Annotated in this window: 16 protein-coding genes; 5 read left to right on the top strand and 11 right to left on the bottom strand. The window is 58.5% G+C overall.

The features are described 5' to 3' along the window. Window positions 1–137: 137 nt before the first annotated feature. A complete protein-coding gene (locus tag ACQZ6D_RS18045) occupies window positions 138–1,019 on the top strand; it encodes a LysR family transcriptional regulator (RefSeq protein ID WP_003517049.1) in 882 nt (293 codons plus the stop codon). Between the two features lie 13 nt (window positions 1,020–1,032). Here ACQZ6D_RS18045 and ACQZ6D_RS18050 read toward each other — a convergent pair whose 3' ends face one another. Further along, window positions 1,033–1,362, bottom strand: coding sequence for a winged helix-turn-helix transcriptional regulator (locus ACQZ6D_RS18050; protein ID WP_448730347.1), 330 nt, complete (start codon window positions 1,360–1,362; stop codon window positions 1,033–1,035). Window positions 1,363–1,470: 108 nt separating this feature from the next. Between ACQZ6D_RS18050 and ACQZ6D_RS18055 the strand changes: the two genes are divergently transcribed. After that, window positions 1,471–2,457 (top strand): NADPH:quinone reductase, encoded by a 987-nt coding sequence (locus ACQZ6D_RS18055; protein WP_013637530.1) that lies wholly within the window; start codon window positions 1,471–1,473, stop codon window positions 2,455–2,457. A 19-nt stretch (window positions 2,458–2,476) separates the two neighbouring features. Here ACQZ6D_RS18055 and ACQZ6D_RS18060 read toward each other — a convergent pair whose 3' ends face one another. From ACQZ6D_RS18060 to ACQZ6D_RS18090, 7 genes are all read right to left on the bottom strand, one after another. Beyond that, on the bottom strand, window positions 2,477–3,367 hold the full coding sequence (locus ACQZ6D_RS18060) for a LysR family transcriptional regulator (protein WP_003517041.1): 891 nt from the start codon (window positions 3,365–3,367) through the stop codon (window positions 2,477–2,479). Window positions 3,368–3,444: 77 nt separating this feature from the next. Continuing rightward, entirely contained in the window at window positions 3,445–3,720 is a 276-nt protein-coding gene (locus tag ACQZ6D_RS18065; RefSeq protein ID WP_003517039.1) for a hypothetical protein, read from the bottom strand. Window positions 3,721–3,781: 61 nt separating this feature from the next. Continuing rightward, window positions 3,782–4,246 carry a nuclear transport factor 2 family protein gene (locus tag ACQZ6D_RS18070; RefSeq protein ID WP_003517037.1) on the bottom strand — a complete coding sequence of 155 codons (465 nt, stop codon included), beginning with the start codon at window positions 4,244–4,246 and terminating at the stop codon, window positions 3,782–3,784. Window positions 4,247–4,314: 68 nt separating this feature from the next. Then, window positions 4,315–4,863 (bottom strand): carboxymuconolactone decarboxylase family protein, encoded by a 549-nt coding sequence (locus tag ACQZ6D_RS18075; protein ID WP_003517035.1) that lies wholly within the window; start codon window positions 4,861–4,863, stop codon window positions 4,315–4,317. Between the two features lie 123 nt (window positions 4,864–4,986). Next, window positions 4,987–7,047: a 2Fe-2S iron-sulfur cluster-binding protein gene (locus tag ACQZ6D_RS18080; protein WP_333717619.1), complete on the bottom strand. Its 2,061-nt coding sequence runs from the start codon at window positions 7,045–7,047 to the stop codon at window positions 4,987–4,989. Window positions 7,048–7,101: 54 nt separating this feature from the next. Continuing rightward, window positions 7,102–7,713, bottom strand: a complete 612-nt coding sequence (locus ACQZ6D_RS18085) for a glutathione S-transferase family protein (RefSeq protein WP_333717620.1) — start codon at window positions 7,711–7,713, stop codon at window positions 7,102–7,104. Between the two features lie 195 nt (window positions 7,714–7,908). Further along, on the bottom strand, window positions 7,909–9,324 hold the full coding sequence (locus ACQZ6D_RS18090) for an aldehyde dehydrogenase family protein (RefSeq protein ID WP_003517028.1): 1,416 nt from the start codon (window positions 9,322–9,324) through the stop codon (window positions 7,909–7,911). A 98-nt stretch (window positions 9,325–9,422) separates the two neighbouring features. On the opposite strand from ACQZ6D_RS18090, the gene ACQZ6D_RS18095 reads away from it, so the two are divergent. The 3 genes from ACQZ6D_RS18095 (at window position 9,423) to ACQZ6D_RS18105 (ending at window position 12,993) form a co-directional block, all read left to right on the top strand. Continuing rightward, a complete protein-coding gene (locus ACQZ6D_RS18095) occupies window positions 9,423–10,322 on the top strand; it encodes a LysR family transcriptional regulator (protein WP_333717621.1) in 900 nt (299 codons plus the stop codon). A gap of 349 nt (window positions 10,323–10,671) precedes the next feature. Continuing rightward, window positions 10,672–12,051, top strand: coding sequence for an enoyl ACP reductase FabMG family protein (locus ACQZ6D_RS18100; RefSeq protein ID WP_112154723.1), 1,380 nt, complete (start codon window positions 10,672–10,674; stop codon window positions 12,049–12,051). A gap of 318 nt (window positions 12,052–12,369) precedes the next feature. After that, entirely contained in the window at window positions 12,370–12,993 is a 624-nt protein-coding gene (locus ACQZ6D_RS18105; protein WP_003517021.1) for a pyridoxamine 5'-phosphate oxidase family protein, read from the top strand. A 394-nt stretch (window positions 12,994–13,387) separates the two neighbouring features. Here ACQZ6D_RS18105 and ACQZ6D_RS18110 read toward each other — a convergent pair whose 3' ends face one another. From ACQZ6D_RS18110 to ACQZ6D_RS18120, 3 genes are all read right to left on the bottom strand, one after another. After that, a complete protein-coding gene (locus ACQZ6D_RS18110) occupies window positions 13,388–13,747 on the bottom strand; it encodes a hypothetical protein (protein WP_244420509.1) in 360 nt (119 codons plus the stop codon). 94 nt (window positions 13,748–13,841) lie between these two features. After that, window positions 13,842–14,465, bottom strand: a complete 624-nt coding sequence (locus ACQZ6D_RS18115; protein ID WP_448730403.1) for a hypothetical protein — start codon at window positions 14,463–14,465, stop codon at window positions 13,842–13,844. Window positions 14,466–14,759: 294 nt separating this feature from the next. Then, the gene (locus tag ACQZ6D_RS18120; protein WP_333717623.1) at window positions 14,760–15,488 is read right to left on the bottom strand and encodes a DeoR/GlpR family DNA-binding transcription regulator; all 729 of its coding nucleotides are present in this window, start codon (window positions 15,486–15,488) and stop codon (window positions 14,760–14,762) included. Between the last annotated feature and the right edge of the window lie 325 nt (window positions 15,489–15,813).

Consider the following 15,813-nt stretch of genomic DNA (forward strand, 5'->3'; position numbering starts at 1 on the left):
GTCGTATTCCTTTTTGCGTTGTCGGCGGCTGTCGGGTTGGATTTAGGTCCGCTCGATGAGTGGAATTTAGCGTTGCGATAGACGGCACGGTAGCTCTAGGATGAGCCACTCTGTGGAACGGAAAATGGAACGCAATAATGGTCAGCTTCGAAGATATGCAGACTTTCGTTGAGGTCGCCGATGGCGGCGGGATCACGGTTGCGGCGCGACGTCTCGGATTGCCGAAATCCATCGTCAGCCGTCGCCTCGTTCGTCTAGAGAGCGAGCTGGGCGTCCAGCTCCTCGCCCGGACCACACGAGGTGCATCGCTGACGGAGGCTGGAGCGTCGTTTCGCGAGCATGCCGCGCGCATGTGCCTGGAAATGGAGGTTGCGCGCGAGGAGATTGCGCCGACCGGGGAGCTTCGGGGACGGCTGCGCGTCGCCGTTCCGTCATCCTTCGGTCCGCGGCATTTTGCGCCAGCGCTCGCCGAACTGGCCCGCCAGCATCCGCTCTTGCAGCTCCATGCGCACTACAGCGACCGTTACGTCGATCTGGTGGCGGAAGGCTTTGATTGCGGGATACGTGCCGGTTATCTGCAGGACTCGAACCTGACGGCGAGGAAGATCGGTGCATTCGCGGCTGGATTGTTTGCCAACCCCGAATACCTCCGGAAGCATGGCGTCCCGCGAAAGCCTTCCGATCTGCTTGACCATCAGGCGATCCTGCAGGGCACCGAGAGCTGGAAGGTGTCCGATGGCAGCCGAACCATCGTCATCAATGCGCAGGGAAGGTTCAAGGCGGATAGTGCCCTTGGCATTGCCGAAGGGACGGCAGCCGGACTGGGCATCGCTGCACTGCCGGTTGTGATCGCGGAAAGCTATGTTGCCGCAGGGACCCTTGTGCCGATTATGTCGGACTACGGCCTGCCGGAGATCGGCGTTTACATCGTGCGTCCGCCAGGATCGCACGTGTCCCGGAAGGTCAGAGTGCTAATCGACTTCTTCGTGCAGCGCTTCGCGGCAAAGCCCGGTCCCTGACGCGGACGACCGGTCATGCCTTCGTGGATTGACAGCGACCTTGGAAGGAAACTCCCCAGTCGCGCATCGCCATCAGCACGGGGGGCAGCGTTTTTCCGAATTCGGTGAGGGAATATTCGACGCGCGGAGGGACCTCGGCGAAGACCTCGCGGCTCACGATCCCGTCGGCCTCGAGTTCGCGGAGCTGCATCGTGAGCGAGCGCTGGCTCGGATCGCCGACCAGGCGGCGCAGCTCTCCAAACCGGTACGGACCGTCGAGTAGACGATAGATGATCATCGGCTTCCACTTGCCGCCCGTGACATCGACGGTAACTTCTACCGGGCATTTTGGGCCAACAGCCATTCAGTTCTCCATTAGTGTACTTTTTATTCCTATAGGCAAAACTGTTGCCTACTTGCAAGTTTGCCTGTGTCACGCCCAGATGGAAGCCACATTTAGGAGAGGTGTGTTATGCGAGCTGCGTTCTACGAACGGCAAGGAACTGCGAGAGAAGTATTGACCGTTGGAGAGCTTCCCGATCCCCAGCCCGGGGCGGGGGAAGTCCGGGTCAGGATCGTGGTCTCGGGCATCAATCCTTCGGACATCAAGACGCGTGTCGGCTTCGGCGGTAAGGCCATGCCATTTCCCAGAATCGTTCCGCATCAGGACGGGTCGGGCGTCATCGACAGTGTCGGCCCCGGCGTGTCGCAGGAACGTATAGGCGAGCGGGTGTGGGTCTACATGGCCCAGACGGGGAGGGCGTTCGGGACGGCTGCGGAATTCGTCGTGGTGCCGTCGAGGCAGGCAGTCAGGCTGGCCGACAACGTCCCCTTCGGGGTCGGTGCGTCGTTCGGCGTCCCCGCGATGACGGCGCATCGATGCCTGTTTGCCGATACAAACCTGCGAGGTAAGCGGGTTCTCGTGCACGGTGGCGCCGGTGCGGTCGGTAACGCCGCCATTCTTCTTGCAAAGTGGGCAGGGGCGTGGGTGGCGGCAACGGTGAGCCGCGACGAACAGGCAGACGTTGCCCGCGCAGCCGGAGCCGATCTCGTCGTCAACAGGCATGCCGGTGATGTTGCTGTGAAAATAAGGTCGGCGACCGATGGTCACGGCGTCGACCGTATCGTCGACGTGGACATCTCCGCCAACATCGATACGGCAATCGCCTGCCTTGCGCGTGACGGGGGCGTGTCGGCTTACTCCACGGGATCGCCGCAAGCCAGGCTCTCGATCCCGTTCTTTCCGGCGCTCGTTGGTGGCTTTTCTTTCCGTTTCGTCTACGTCTATACGATGCCGGAAACAGCGATGCGCGATGCTGTCGAGGAAGTCTCGGCCTGCGCGGCTTCGGGAGCCTACGTTCCCAAGATCGCCGTAACGCTCGGGCTTGATCAGATTGCCGAGGCCCATGAACTGCAGGAAAGCGGCAAGGCCATTGGCAAGATTCTGATTGGTTTTTGATCTGCCCGCTGCGCCCGGATCAGTTCAGGAGACGGTTCTCACGCAGGCGGGCAACTGCCATGTCAACGAAAGCCCGCACCTTTGCGGGTGCATTCCGACCCTCTGGATGCATGATGTGGATAGGCAGGGGCGGCTCTTCAAACTCGCTGAGCACGATCTGAAGGTCGCCCGCCATAAGGTCAGGGCCTATCTGGTAGTTCAGCACGCGCGTCAGTCCCCAGCCCTCGCGTGCGGAGGTTATGGCCGCTTCGTTGGTGTTGCACTGAAGAGCAGCGTCTATCGTCACGCGGAAATCGTCGGAAAAGCGCCATTCAGGGGAGGCCCAGGCGCTGGTGGACGCCGCGATGCGATGATCCCTGAGGTCGGATGGCGTTGTCGGAATGCCATGTCGGTCAAAGTATGCCGGTGAACCACACACGACACGCCTGACGCTCCCGACCTTTATGGCGGAGAGGCCGGAGTCGGGGAGGTGACCAATGCGGACAGCGACATCGATGCCTTCATCGACAATATTGACAGGCCGGTCGATAAACAGGGTTCGCGCCTTCATGGTTGGAAATGCGTCCAGAAAGCCCGTCACGACGGGCAGCACATACATCTGCCCGAACATGACCGAAGCAGTTACGGACAGGGTGCCTGTCGGTGTAGCGTAGGAGCCTCCCGCTGCCGCCTCTGCTTCAGCAATGTCTGACAAAATCTTGCGGCAGTCCTCGAAATACCGGGCACCCGCCTCGGTCATTTTTACCGAACGGGTCGTTCGCACGAACAGGCGTGCTCCGATGATATCTTCCAGGGCTGCAACAGACCGTGTGACGGCAGGAGCACTCATGTGCATCTGGCGGGCGGTATCTGCGAAACTTTCGGTCTCCGCTACTTTCACGAAAATCCGCATTGCCTGCCAACGATCCATCCGGTCCCCCATGCCCTCGATACGGTGTCCATAGTAGAATCCTGGACGACAAGACCGCAAGCCGTCCGCGGCATGGATTAGCTGCCAGCGACCTGTCGGTTGGCAGCAGCAAGGTGCTCGATTTCGACGCAGCTTCGCTCACAAAGGCCAGCGGCGCTTGCACGTGCACGTGTGTGCTCATTGACCGCGAGCGCAAACGCTATGGCCCGCGCTATTTTCAGATCGAAGCTCAGGCCACGGCGTGCCAGATCGATTTCCGCACCCGTCAGCCCAAGCGCACGGCTATCGTCTTCCTGCTTGCGCTTCCGCGACAGGTCGCCGCTCGATGCGGTAAGAGCGAGTTCAACGGACACTCGAACTCGCTCGTTGAGTTTGAACGACGGCATTGACGAGGCCAACGGACCGACGCCCGGCTCAAAAGCCGAAGTCGCTGAGACCGGGATGGTCGTCAGGTCTTCGGCCGAGCGGCCAGTGAAACCTGCGGTCGGCTTCAGCGATCGGGTGTTCGTTGATGCTGGCGTGACGCGCCCGCATCAGGCCGTCTTCGGCAAACTCCCAATTCTCGTTCCCGTAGGCCCGGAACCACTGGCCGCTGTCATCATGATATTCGTAGGCGTAGCGCACCGCGATCCTGTTGCCCGTGAATGCCCAGAGTTCCTTGATCAGGCGGTAGTCGAGTTCCCTGTTCCACTTGCGGCCCAGAAAGGCCTCGGCTTCATCGCGGCTCGTTACGAATTCGGCACGGTTGCGCCAGCGAGTATCCACCGTGTAGGCGAGCGCTACCCTGGCAGGATCGCGGCTGTTCCAGCCATCTTCCGCAAGGCGGACCTTTTCGATGGCGCTCTGTTCAGTGAAAGGGGGAAGCGGGGGACGGGACATTGTGATGGCTCCAGGTTTCGTAAGGGGGAGGGAAGGATGACGGCTCTCGTGTCACCCCGTCCTGAATGTCATGCCGCAAGACGATCGATACGCGGGAAATCGATCTCGGTATCGAGGGCTTCGTTGACGTAGTTTGTAAAGGTATTGAGCGCGACATGCGCAATGATCTCGACGATTTCCGCGTCGCTGTAGCCGGCGTCCCGAACTTTTACGATTTCCCCTGGTGCCACCGAGCCACGCGCGGTCGTCAGGGCGCGGGCGAATTCGACGGCTGCCGCAGCCTTGGCGTCGTTCGATGTTCCGCGGCGGTTCGAAGCGATCTCCGCTTCATCGAGCTTGGCGAACTTCGCTCCGGTGAAGGTGTGCGCCGAAAGGCAGTAGTCACAACCGTTGGCTTCGGCCATAGCCAGGGCGATCCTTTCCCGAGTGGCGGGTGCAAGCTTGCCCTTGCCGAGCGCACCCTGCAACGAGGCGAGGCCGCTGAGGGCCGCTGGGCTGTTGGAGACGAGGCGGAAGATATTCGGCACCGAGCCGATCTGCTTCTGGATGGTCTCCAGGATCGGCCGTGAGGCTTCGGGCGCCTCCTCAATCGTGGCGGGGGTAGGAATGCGTGACATGGTATTCTCCTTTAATGGTTTTGAGAGACGTCGCTCTCTGATCCTCAAGATGATTGGTAACCGGTTGTTGTTGAACGTCGAAAAGCAGGAAGGGACTGTTGCGTCAGGCGTAGTAATGTTGGTTTAGACGGCGATCTGGATGCCGCCTTCCTGGCTCGCTGGAACGGCACAGCAAAGGAGGATCTCGTCATCGTCAACCTTCGCTGTCGGCTCCTTCAGGTACGTCACAGCGCCTTTGACGAGTTTTGCTTTGCACGTACCGCAATTGCCTTCACGGCAACTGAACTCGGGCTGAAGACCGCGTGCTTCTGCAAGTTCCAGCAGCGTTCCGGAGCCGGGTGCCCAGCGGGCCTCCTTCAGCGAGTTCGTGAATATGACAGGCACCGGCTTGTCGGACGGCAGCGCACGCAAAGGGGTGGCCCTGGCATCTTTGGCGCCTACAGACCGAACCAGCGACGAGGGCCCGAACGCTTCCGCGTGGATACGATCGTCTGCGATGTTGTAGCCGCGTAAACCGTCATAGAGCGCCTGCGTAAACTGCGGCGGACCACACAGATAGAAGTCGTAGTCGTTGAACGGCAGATGCTTGGTGAGCATAGCCATGTCGATACGGCCGGCAGTATCGTAGTCGGAGCCCTCTGTGGCATCGCCGATGTCGCTGAGAACTCGCACTAACCGGACCACGCCCTTGGCCGCAGCCACGAGTTCGGCGATCTCCTTGTCGAAAGGTCGCTCGGCTTTCGTGCGGGCAGCGTGGAACAACGTGATCGGCCGGATTCGCTGTTTGCGAATTCCCTCGTAGACGACATGACGGAGCATGGCGAGCAGCGGCGTGATGCCGACACCACCGGCAAGGAGCACTGCAGGGCGTGTGGCACGGGCGTCAACACCGAACTCCCCTGCGGGGGGCCGCGCCTCAATCACGTCGCCAACGGAGATGCTGTCGTGCAGAAACTGCGACACGAGCCCATCGCGTTTGACACTGATGCGGTAGATGCCATCGGACGGTGCGACAGACAGGGTGTAGGTCCTGACAACAGGCCGCTCGCTTCCCGGCAGCACCAGCCGGATCGGGAGGTGCTGCCCGGCAGCATGCGGCAGCAACCCCGCGCCGTCGCTTGGCTGGAGATGGATCGAGCGGATCGTCGTGCTTTCCTCGACGATCCTGGTGACCGTCATCGACCGCCATGTGTCTGAAAGTCCGGTGGCACGCATCCGGTCTGCTGCCTGCGCCCAGTTCCCGGTCATCAGAGAATTCGGCGACCATCCATCCTTCTGGAATGCCCAGCGGAGTGCGAGTGCATTCGGTCTCCGGACGATCCGGGTTGGCCTGAACGTCCAGAGCCGTTCCGCGCCCTGGAAGGCCGCAATCTCGGGTGATTCCAGGATGACGTCGGCTTCGCCTGTCATCTGCAGCACATCGCCCGTCGCGAAGTCTACGAAGAGCAGACCTGCTTTCTTGTTCAGCAGAATATTCCCCAGTGTCGAGAAGAAAAGGTTTCCGTCGAAATCGGGAATTGTGAGAACGTCATCATCGCCAACGCGGACGAAGCCGGCATTCCCGCCGCGATGCGAAACGTCAACCTGGCGCCTGTCTTCGCGGTCGACATAGGAGGCAACGAAGAACGCGTCCGCAGTCTTGATCGTGGAGCGAGCAAGGTCGTCAAGCTCGGACAGGTCTTCACGCTGGTTCTGGCTTGGTTGGCCGGGTGCCCTCTCGAATTGGAAATCCCGCAATTGTATGTAGCGCGGGCAGTTGCCGAAGCTCTGATCCACATCGATCCGATAACCGTTCGCTGCGGTGGAGACAAAGCCGTTCATGCGATTGCGGCGACGCGTGTGCATCTCGATGCCGAGCAGGCCGATCGGTTTGCCGTCCGCCATTCCTTCGCTGGCGGGGTCGCTTGGCTCCAAGGTAGAGCGGATATCGAGCGTGGTCGGCGTAGGAGAGGACATGAAGCCGGGTCGGCCCTCGACAAAAGTGGCCCATGCGTCATCGTGGCCATCCACACTGCCAAGGACGATGAACGGGAGCTGGGCATAGAAGTCCCGATGCTGATCCGGCATGAAATCGCGAACGACCCGCTGGCCGACGACCTCCATACGCTCGGCGACACCGACTTTTTCCTGGATGAACTTCTCGCCTTCGTGCCATGTCGGCAGTTTTGTCAAAGTGTCGGTCATGTCAGCTCTCCTAAGAAGGGATCGGGCACGCTTCGGCGCGCACCCGAATGCGGATCAGGCGGCAAGGCCAACCGGAGTCCCGATAAAGTCCACGAAGCCCGGAAGCGCTTCGATACGACGAAGCAGCCTGTTGACCGCAGGATAAGTGGAGAGATCCACGTTGCCTTCAGGGGCGCGGGCCACGTAGCTGTAGATTGCGACGTCAGCGATCGTCGGGCGTTCGCCAACCAGCCATTCTCGGTCGGAAAGCTGAGTTTCGAGTTTTCCAAGGACCGCATGGGCGCGACCAATGACTTCGTCCGGATTGAACTTGGCACCAAAGACGGTGATCAGGCGGGCCGCCGCCGGACCATAAGCGATCTCGCCGGCAGCTACCGACAGCCAGCGTTGGACCGCTGCGGCGCTCTTCAGGTCATCGGGCAGCCAGTCCGTGCGTCCGGCTTTCTTGGCAAGGTAGACCAGGATCGCGTTAGAATCCGATACGTATTCGCCGTCGTCGTCGAGAACCGGAACCTGGCCAAACGGGTTCATCTTGAGGAAATCGGGCGTCTTGTGCGCGCCGGACATGAGGTCCACCTCAACCAGCTCATGCGGCAGGTTGATCAGTGAAAGGAACAGACGGGCCCGATGCGAGTGGCCCGACAAAGGATGATGATAGAGTTTCATTGTGCGCTCCTGCGAGTATCGTTCGGGTCAATTCCCGATCCGCACCTGCAGATTGCTATTATTACGTGGTGATGAGAACGATCGCGCTTCACACTTCATCATTACGCCAGGTGCAACAATGGCCGCCCAACAGGGTTCGCTCGACGGTATGTGGCATCAGGCCACGCAGCTAAAAAGTTGCGTGGCCTTTAAATGTCACGACAGTACGGCACGGGGTTCGAGAAAGGCCTCGAGCCCAAAGACGCCGAATTCCCGCCCGAAGCCGGATTGCTTGAATCCGCCGAATGGTACCATTGGGTCATGCGGCGCATCGTTGATGAACACGCGGCCTGCCTCGATCTGGTTTGCGACGCGTTTTGCCCGCGCGACGTCGGAAGAAAAGACGTGCGCCTGCAGGCCGTAATCGGTGTCGTTCGCGATCGTGATGGCGTCTTCCTCGTCGCGGTAGGAGATCAGCGATAGCACGGGGCCGAATATCTCCTCGCGCGCGATGCGCATGTCGTTGCGGACGCCGGTAAAGATGGTGGGCTTGACGAACCAGCCGCGCTGCAGCCCTTCCGGACGACCTTCGCCGCCTGCCAGCAGTCTGGCGCCTTCCTCCTGTCCCAGGCGAATATAGCTTTGCACGCGATCCCACTGCTTCTGGCTGACCATCGGACCAACCTGAACCTGTTCGTCGGCCGGTTCTCCCGACCTGAAGTCTTTGATGGTGTGGCTTAGCCGTTCCTCGATTTCACCGAACCTGCTTTCTGGAGCAAGAATGCGGGTTCCGGCAATGCAGGCCTGACCGCTGTTGCGGAACCCTGCCACCAGCACCTGCGGGATGGCGACCTCAAGATCGGCATCGTCCAGAATGATGCTGGGGCTTTTGCCGCCAAGTTCCATTGTGACGCGCTTCATAGTGGCCGCGGCCGCCTGAACAATGCCGCGACCTGTGGCAGTGGAACCGGTGAAGGTGATCTTGGACACGTCGCGGTGAGCCGTCAGTGCCGCACCAACGACGCCTCCATACCCGGTGACGATATTGAAAATGCCATCGGGAAGACCGGCCGCGTGCAGACATTCAGTGATCACCTGCGTCTGTAGGGCGCTCATCTCCGAAGGTTTGATCACCATCGTTGCTCCGGCTGCAATGGCGGCGGAGAGCTTGCCGCAGATAAAACTGTAATTGCTGTTCCAGGGCGTGATCGCCACGGCAACACCCGACGGTCGCATCTCGACATCGGCGCTGCCCATGCGGCGTTGGAACTCGTAGTCCTTCAGCGTTCTTGCCATGTCGAGAAAGACGCTACCTGCGCGTGACGCTGAAAAGCCGATGAAGCCCGATGGCGCACCGTATTCTTCACGCATGGCGGACGCCAGATCGTCGGTTCGGGCGGACACCGCGGCATGCAGCCGGTTCAGCATGTCGATCCGCTCTTTTCTGGTCGTATTCGAAAAGGCTGGGAAAGCGCGTTTGGCGGCAGCAACTGCGCGGTCGGCGTCCCGCTCATCTGCGAGCCGCACGCTGCCGATCTGGTCCTCGGTTGCCGGATTGAAAAGCGGCGCCCATTGATCGCCGTGCGGCGTGACAAACGCCCCGTTGATATAGATCCGATCGATGATGTGCATGTTTCTTCTCCTGTGATGGCTTCACAGCAAAAATGGCATGCGGTAAGTGTTGCGTGTAGTAGGACAAAATCGGACAGCCTGATGAACTGGATTGCGCAATGAGGGCAAGCCTGATCGAGCTTGAAGCGGTTGCCGGCGTCGCGCGTCACGGTGGATTCCGGGCTGCCGCGCGCGAACTCGGTATGTCGTCATCGGCTTTGAGCCATGCGATCGCCGCACTTGAGGAGCGCCTTGCCGTCAGGCTTTTCAACCGCACCACGCGTAGCGTGTCCTTGTCTGCAGCCGGTGAGCAATTCCTATCTGAAATCGCACCTGCCCTGCAGACGCTCGAGAAGGCGATCGAAAATGTCGGTGAACATTCAGATCGGCCCTCCGGGAGACTCCGGCTGAATATGGCGCCGGGCGCGGCGCGCATTCTGTTGCAGCCGCTCATCCTCGAGTACAGCCGTCGATACCCGGATGTCGACATCGAGATCGTGACCGAAAATGCGCTCGTGGATGTGATCGGCAAAGGTTTCGATGCGGGCATTCGTCTCGCCGAGGCTATCTCGCCCGACATGGTGGCCGTACCGATCATTCCGAAAATGCGGTCTTTCGTCGTCGGCTCGCCGCACTACTTCGACGGCCGTTCAAAGCTTGTCGTCCCAGCCGATCTCGCCCGGCACGTCTGTATCCAGATGCGCATGACAAGCGGGAGACTCTATCGCTGGGAGTTTGAGAAGCACGGGGAAACACACTTGATCGATGTCAGCGGCCATCTGACATTTGATGGGTCTGACCTTATTCTGGAGGCCGCTCTTGCCGGATTTGGGCTCGCCTATCTGGGTGAACATGCACTTGCGCCCCATATTGCCTCAGGCGATCTCATTCCTGTTTTGGAAGACTGGTCTCCCGAATATCCGGGACTTAGCCTTTATTTCTCGCAACGGCGACACATGCCAGCCAAACTGCGTGCCTTCATCGAGCTGATCCGAGAGCGTTCGACTGGCGACAATTGATAACGAGGATGCCTATCTTCGTCGTAAGCCTGGTCGTTGGTGCATATTTTGTCGATACCGGTCTTCTTGCAAACTTGCGAGAAGGCAGTCTGAACAGTCTTCGACGCGACAAGATTCGGCGTGGTGCGCCACTGGAGAGGCGCGATGTTTCCAGCGAGCTCTTTTTGGTATCGGCGCGCCGATCCCCCGGCCTCGGCATCCCCTGTATTGTAGGGCGAACAGAGACCGACTTCACGTTTTGAAATGAACGGTCACCGAAAATGAGTTCCCATTCCGTGCCAATGCGGTCATGTCTTTGCAAAACTTGTACGAGCCAGTGTTCGATGACAAACTTTAAAGAGTTGACAGCATGGAAAATCCGGTTGCATTGAATCGCCTTTCTGAAAACACGGTCTTCCGTAAAGGCGACGTTTTCGTACTCTTCGGCGAACTGTTCGGCCGCGGATACGCCACCGGCTTGCTCGACGAAGCGAGACGGGCTGGAATGGAGATTGTGGGAATCACCGTCGGGCGGCGTGACGAGAACAACACGCTGCGGCCGCTCGACGCCGATGAACTGTCTTCGGCGGAGGCCCAGCTGGGCGGCAGGATCATCAACATACCTCTTATGGCGGGTTTCGATCGCGATGCGCCCGCAGACGGGCCGACTCCCACCGATCTCCTGGCAAAAATGACACTTGAGAGCTGGGAGCACGACAAGCTCGACTGGGACTATGTCAGGCAATGCCGCGACATTGCCAATGCGCGTTTTACGGAATCGCTTTCGAAAGTCATGACCGTTCTCGATGGTATGATCGCCGATGGCCGCAATGTTTTCTTCGCCCACACAATGGCAGGCGGCATCCCGAAGGCGAAGGTGTTCCTGGTCATCGCCAATCGGATCTACAAGGGAACCGGAACCCGCCACATGTCCTCGCAGACCCTGCTCGACAGTGACATGGGAAAACTCATCCTGCAGAATTTTGACGACGTCTCCGCAAACACCTTTCGCCATCTCATCGATTTCAGTGCGGCGATCCGCGAGCGCGTTGAAGCTTCAGGCGGTCAAGTGCGATATACGGCCTATGGTTATCACGGATCGGCGGTCCTCATCGACGGAAGTTATCGTTGGCAGACCTACACCAATTACACCCAGGGTTACGCGAAGATGCGGCTCGAAGGCATTGCAGAGGAAGCCTGGGCTAAAGGGATCAAGGCAACAGTTTATAATTGCCCCGAAATCCGGACCAATTCGTCCGACGTGTTCACCGGTATCGAGCTGCCCCTGATACCGCTGCTGCTTGCGTTGAAGAAAGAAAACGGCGGCCAATGGGCAGATGACCAGTGGCAGGCCTGCCAGCAGCTGCTGGTAGATGGCCTAACTATGGAAGACGTCTTCGGCAAGATCGCCGCCATGCAGGCCAGCGATGTCATGCGTCCGTTCTATGACTTTTCGGCATGGCCCATGGCAAACAGCCAGGCGCAGGCTGATCTCACCATCGGCACGTCCAACGAAATCACCCAGATGCATCGGGATAGCAAGGTGATGATCAGCGATCTGTTGAGCAGTCTCGTTGTGACGGCAACAGGGCAGCTAATCTTCGGTGAATCTTCCGAACCCTCCGGTCCAGTTCTGTGGCTCAACCATGACATTGTGGCTCGGCGACTTAATGCTTCCCACCCGCATTCAAAGTCTTCCGCGCCGCTTATCGCGCCGGGAATGGGATCCGCGCAGCCTGAGATGGCGTGAAGGCTTCCCAGCCTGGCCTGGAGACCGGGTGCTTTAGCCATGAACGATCCAGAACCACATGGGTGGACTGGTCCCTGGTGGTAAGAAACAACTACCCCGATGCCGAGCTTTATGTTGATCGTCTCTCTCGGGCCTTGGTCGGATCGTCGCTGATCGCGGCGAGATGCGTTGGCAAGTTGCAGGCTAGGGCTGGCAGGACTAACGTCTACGCCAGATCTGAAGGATATAGCATCGCAAAAAAATCGGGCTTGCTATAAGACAACTCAGGCTCACACCGGGAGACAGCGGTGCGAGCCTGCGTTAACAGGGGATTGAGACATGCCATATCATTTCCTTGAAGTCGCCGTGACGCCAAGCGTCAGAGCCGCTCAGTCTGCCATGGGCGTGGACCAGATCTGGTTGGGTAATGATAGCCGTCCCTCCGATACCCTCACAGAAGACGAGATCGCTTTCATCGCCGCACGTGACAGCTTCTATATGGCATCGGTCTCTGAAACGGGCTGGCCCTACGTTCAACATCGTGGAGGCAATGCCGGTTTTCTCAAAGTCGTTGATCAACGAACTCTGGCCTTTGCCGATTATCGCGGCAACCGACAGTACATCAGCACCGGCAATCTGGCTGCCAACGACAGGGCCTGTCTTTTTCTGATGGATTACGCGCGAAGAGCGAGGCTCAAAATCTATGTCCATGTAGATCGGCTGACACTTGATGCCGACCCGACGCTCAACGATCTGGTATCCGACCCCACATATAAAGGCCGTGCGGAGGGGATTTTCAGGCTTCGGCTTGAAGCGTACGACTGGAACTGTCCCCAGCATATTACTCCGCGCTACACCCAACAGCAGGTTGAACAGGCAGTCGCTCCTCTTCGTGAAAAACTGCTGCAATTAGAAACCGAAAACGCAGCCTTGCGAGCACAGTTGGGAGGACTTCAAACATGAATGAAGTTCTAAGACCACCATGTCCCCCGTTCAGCGCGGTGGAGAAAGTCCTGCTTGCCGTCTGTCAGGATATCTGGCAGGCGCGTTCTTGGCCGCTTCTTTGAGCGCGCGCAACACCTGCAGTGATCAGCCTCATGGGGTACTCACGGTCTACCGGAAATAATTGTCAGCTTTCGGGCGTCGAGTTTGCGGTGAGGCCGTGACAACGCTTCCCACCGCCTTGTGTCGATTGCGGTAATTGTGGAAGAACGGCCAAGAATGTTGGCCGAGCCGCTGCTTTGAGGCTTGTGCCAATGCGTATCGGAGCAAGCCATCAGGCAAGCACAAAAAGTGAGAGAAAATGTTCCGTTTTTCAGTGATAGTGGCTGCGTGCTTGAGTATCAGCGGATGCGGACTAACCAAGGTACCTGATTTTGTGCATGATCGCGACGTGAGCAAGCTGGATGCAGTAGGTGTCAGCCTGGAAGCCGCAAGAGCGATGGCGACGCGAAACGGCTTCCGATGCAACCAAAGCCTTGATCGAAACCGCACAGTCGTGACCAAAGACAACGTCCAACGCAAGACAGATATCCTTGAATGCCATAAAACCTCCTTTGACCTGGTCTGCCCGCAGCGAAGATACGTGGTTTTCAATGCCGATCCGCAGAGCGGCATAGTTTACAGCGTAGGCCGTCGTATAACCCAACATTCCTGTTTCTAAACCGATGAACTTAAAATGCTCCGGCGTTGAACCTGCCGACGAATGTTCTTTCACGGCAAAGATCACCGCTGCAACATTGACCCTGTCGATGAAATGTCAGGCCAAGTGCTGTGATCGCGCGTGATACCAAGAGTGTTGGCATAAGTGCTTAACGAAGCAGTCCGTCCACGTCGAACTCCTCCCAGCCGCCGAGCTTCGAGGCCGGATCATCGGGAGACGTCGTTGGTCGCTTCGCAACCTTCTTCTTGAGCGACCGCGTCAGCTTCGCCTGATATGCCGCGCGCCGCCTCTTTTCGGCTTTCGCCTCTGCATCCTCCACCCGCCATTCGTCGACAACGCCACGGTCGAGAAGGTCTTCGATCACCTTGGGGTCAAAGACATGGAACGTGATCTGACGGGCGCGGCCGTTCAGTCTGACCGTTCGCGTCCCCGCGCTCGGCAGGCGACCGTCGGCAAGCCAACGATGCCGCTCGCTCGTCTTGATAGTCAGGATGTCCTCGATTTCGCGCGGGATTACCGGCAGTGCAGCGGCCTCCGTCACCACTTTTGTGACGATGGTCGCTGCTGCATTGAACGCGGTCTTTTCACTGGCCGTCATCGCCAGGGTGAGGTCGACTCCTTCGAGCGAGATCAACTTTTTTGCATGAGCGGGCAGCCTTGCCTGTATTTCTTGAAGGACGCCTTTGGCGCGAACGGCCGACCCCATTGTCACGGTAGCCGGCAGGGTCCATGTTCTGATCAGTTCGATGTGATGTTTTTCATGCTTCGGCATGTCGCACAGATGGTGTTTGAGCGCGTTCAAGTCAAACAGCTAATTGATGGCACTAGTTCACTCGGCCAACTTGCTACGAGGCATGAAAGACAAGTCTGATGAACATCAGCCGATCTTTCTTCTCCCTTCGTATTGCTGAAATCTTCCATCAAGATACGCAGGAATGGTGTAGTAGCAGGGGCGTTCTGCCGGCTTTCTAGCCGGACTGCGGTGATGTTCGCCCTGGTGGGGCGAAAGATATCGCTGAGCTCTCTCTGCCGAGGCTTATTTGGGAGCCCTCGTTGTCGGTTTGTCTCAAGCCCAGGGTGAAGGCTGATCTGCAATAACTGAGTTGAAGTCGCCTATGGCAGCGTAGCGTGCGGCTCGCACCTTTCTGAATTTGCTGTTGTCCACCACCAGATGCTTTTGAACCGAGCGTTGCATAACCATCTGCTTGATCGGCACTTCATGAAAATGTGAGCAGGTGACGCCATGCTGTTCGTCCACGCCACCGGCAGACAAGAATGCCTTGTTGATATTGATGCGCTTCAGCACCTCGATACCCTCATCACCCGAAAACGAAGCCGCTTCCGGATGATAGACGCCCCCGAGCATGATCAGGCGGACATCGGTTCTGCTCGCCAGTTCCTCTGCAACATTGAGGGAATAGCAGATGACCGTGACATGGGCGTTTGCCGGAATTTGCCGCGCCAGATGCGGCATCGTCGTTCCGCAATCGATGAATACAGTGTCATATGGTTCGATTAGAGCTGCCGCCTGCGTGCAGGCGCGCGCCTTGGCAGTTGCATGGCTGTCCTTCTCCTGCTCGAGCACATAGTCGCTGCTGATGGCTCCATCCTGAACCGGAATAATGTAGCCGCCAAGACAGCTAAGCCGCTGACCGTCGGCGGCAATGTCGCGGCGAATGGTAATTTCGGATACGCCAAGCCGGGACGCTGCGTCCCGCAGCCTCAGGACACCCGTTTCCTGAACCAGTCCGGCCAGTGCGTCCAACCTGGCATTGTGTGCACTTATTCTGCTCACCTTATCTCCGCTTTCGGTTTGTCCCTGCGCTTCATATTTCGGTGTTAGTTTCCTTGCAATCGCCCTCTCTACGCTTGACAGAAGAACAACAAACATGAAACGATCGAAACATAATGATCGGATTGTATCATAATAGTTCGCATTATCGGGAGAGGAAGACAACAGGTTTCTGGGTCACATCGTGGTCCATCTACCGGGGCGTGGGAAGCCTTTTCCGGGAGAATGAGGAGGCGTCGGACGCGTGAGGAGCGGATACCGGCGTTAGGGATCGACCATTGTCGGGTGCTGCGACTGGAATAGGTCCGGCACAGTGCAGTTTCAAAGG

The organism is Agrobacterium sp. 22-3639C2 (assembly GCF_053522105.1).

Coding starts and splice junctions, on each gene's coding strand:
- ACQZ6D_RS18085 (WP_333717620.1), bottom strand. CDS start 7,713: ATGAAACTCTATCATCATCCTTTGTCGGGCCACTCGCATCGGGCCCGT.
- ACQZ6D_RS18045 (WP_003517049.1), top strand. CDS start 138: ATGGTCAGCTTCGAAGATATGCAGACTTTCGTTGAGGTCGCCGATGGC.
- ACQZ6D_RS18105 (WP_003517021.1), top strand. CDS start 12,370: ATGCCATATCATTTCCTTGAAGTCGCCGTGACGCCAAGCGTCAGAGCC.
- ACQZ6D_RS18090 (WP_003517028.1), bottom strand. CDS start 9,324: ATGCACATCATCGATCGGATCTATATCAACGGGGCGTTTGTCACGCCG.
- ACQZ6D_RS18075 (WP_003517035.1), bottom strand. CDS start 4,863: ATGTCACGCATTCCTACCCCCGCCACGATTGAGGAGGCGCCCGAAGCC.
- ACQZ6D_RS18070 (WP_003517037.1), bottom strand. CDS start 4,246: ATGTCCCGTCCCCCGCTTCCCCCTTTCACTGAACAGAGCGCCATCGAA.
- ACQZ6D_RS18095 (WP_333717621.1), top strand. CDS start 9,423: ATGAGGGCAAGCCTGATCGAGCTTGAAGCGGTTGCCGGCGTCGCGCGT.
- ACQZ6D_RS18115 (WP_448730403.1), bottom strand. CDS start 14,465: ATGCCGAAGCATGAAAAACATCACATCGAACTGATCAGAACATGGACC.
- ACQZ6D_RS18055 (WP_013637530.1), top strand. CDS start 1,471: ATGCGAGCTGCGTTCTACGAACGGCAAGGAACTGCGAGAGAAGTATTG.
- ACQZ6D_RS18080 (WP_333717619.1), bottom strand. CDS start 7,047: ATGACCGACACTTTGACAAAACTGCCGACATGGCACGAAGGCGAGAAG.
- ACQZ6D_RS18050 (WP_448730347.1), bottom strand. CDS start 1,362: ATGGCTGTTGGCCCAAAATGCCCGGTAGAAGTTACCGTCGATGTCACG.
- ACQZ6D_RS18100 (WP_112154723.1), top strand. CDS start 10,672: ATGGAAAATCCGGTTGCATTGAATCGCCTTTCTGAAAACACGGTCTTC.
- ACQZ6D_RS18060 (WP_003517041.1), bottom strand. CDS start 3,367: ATGGATCGTTGGCAGGCAATGCGGATTTTCGTGAAAGTAGCGGAGACC.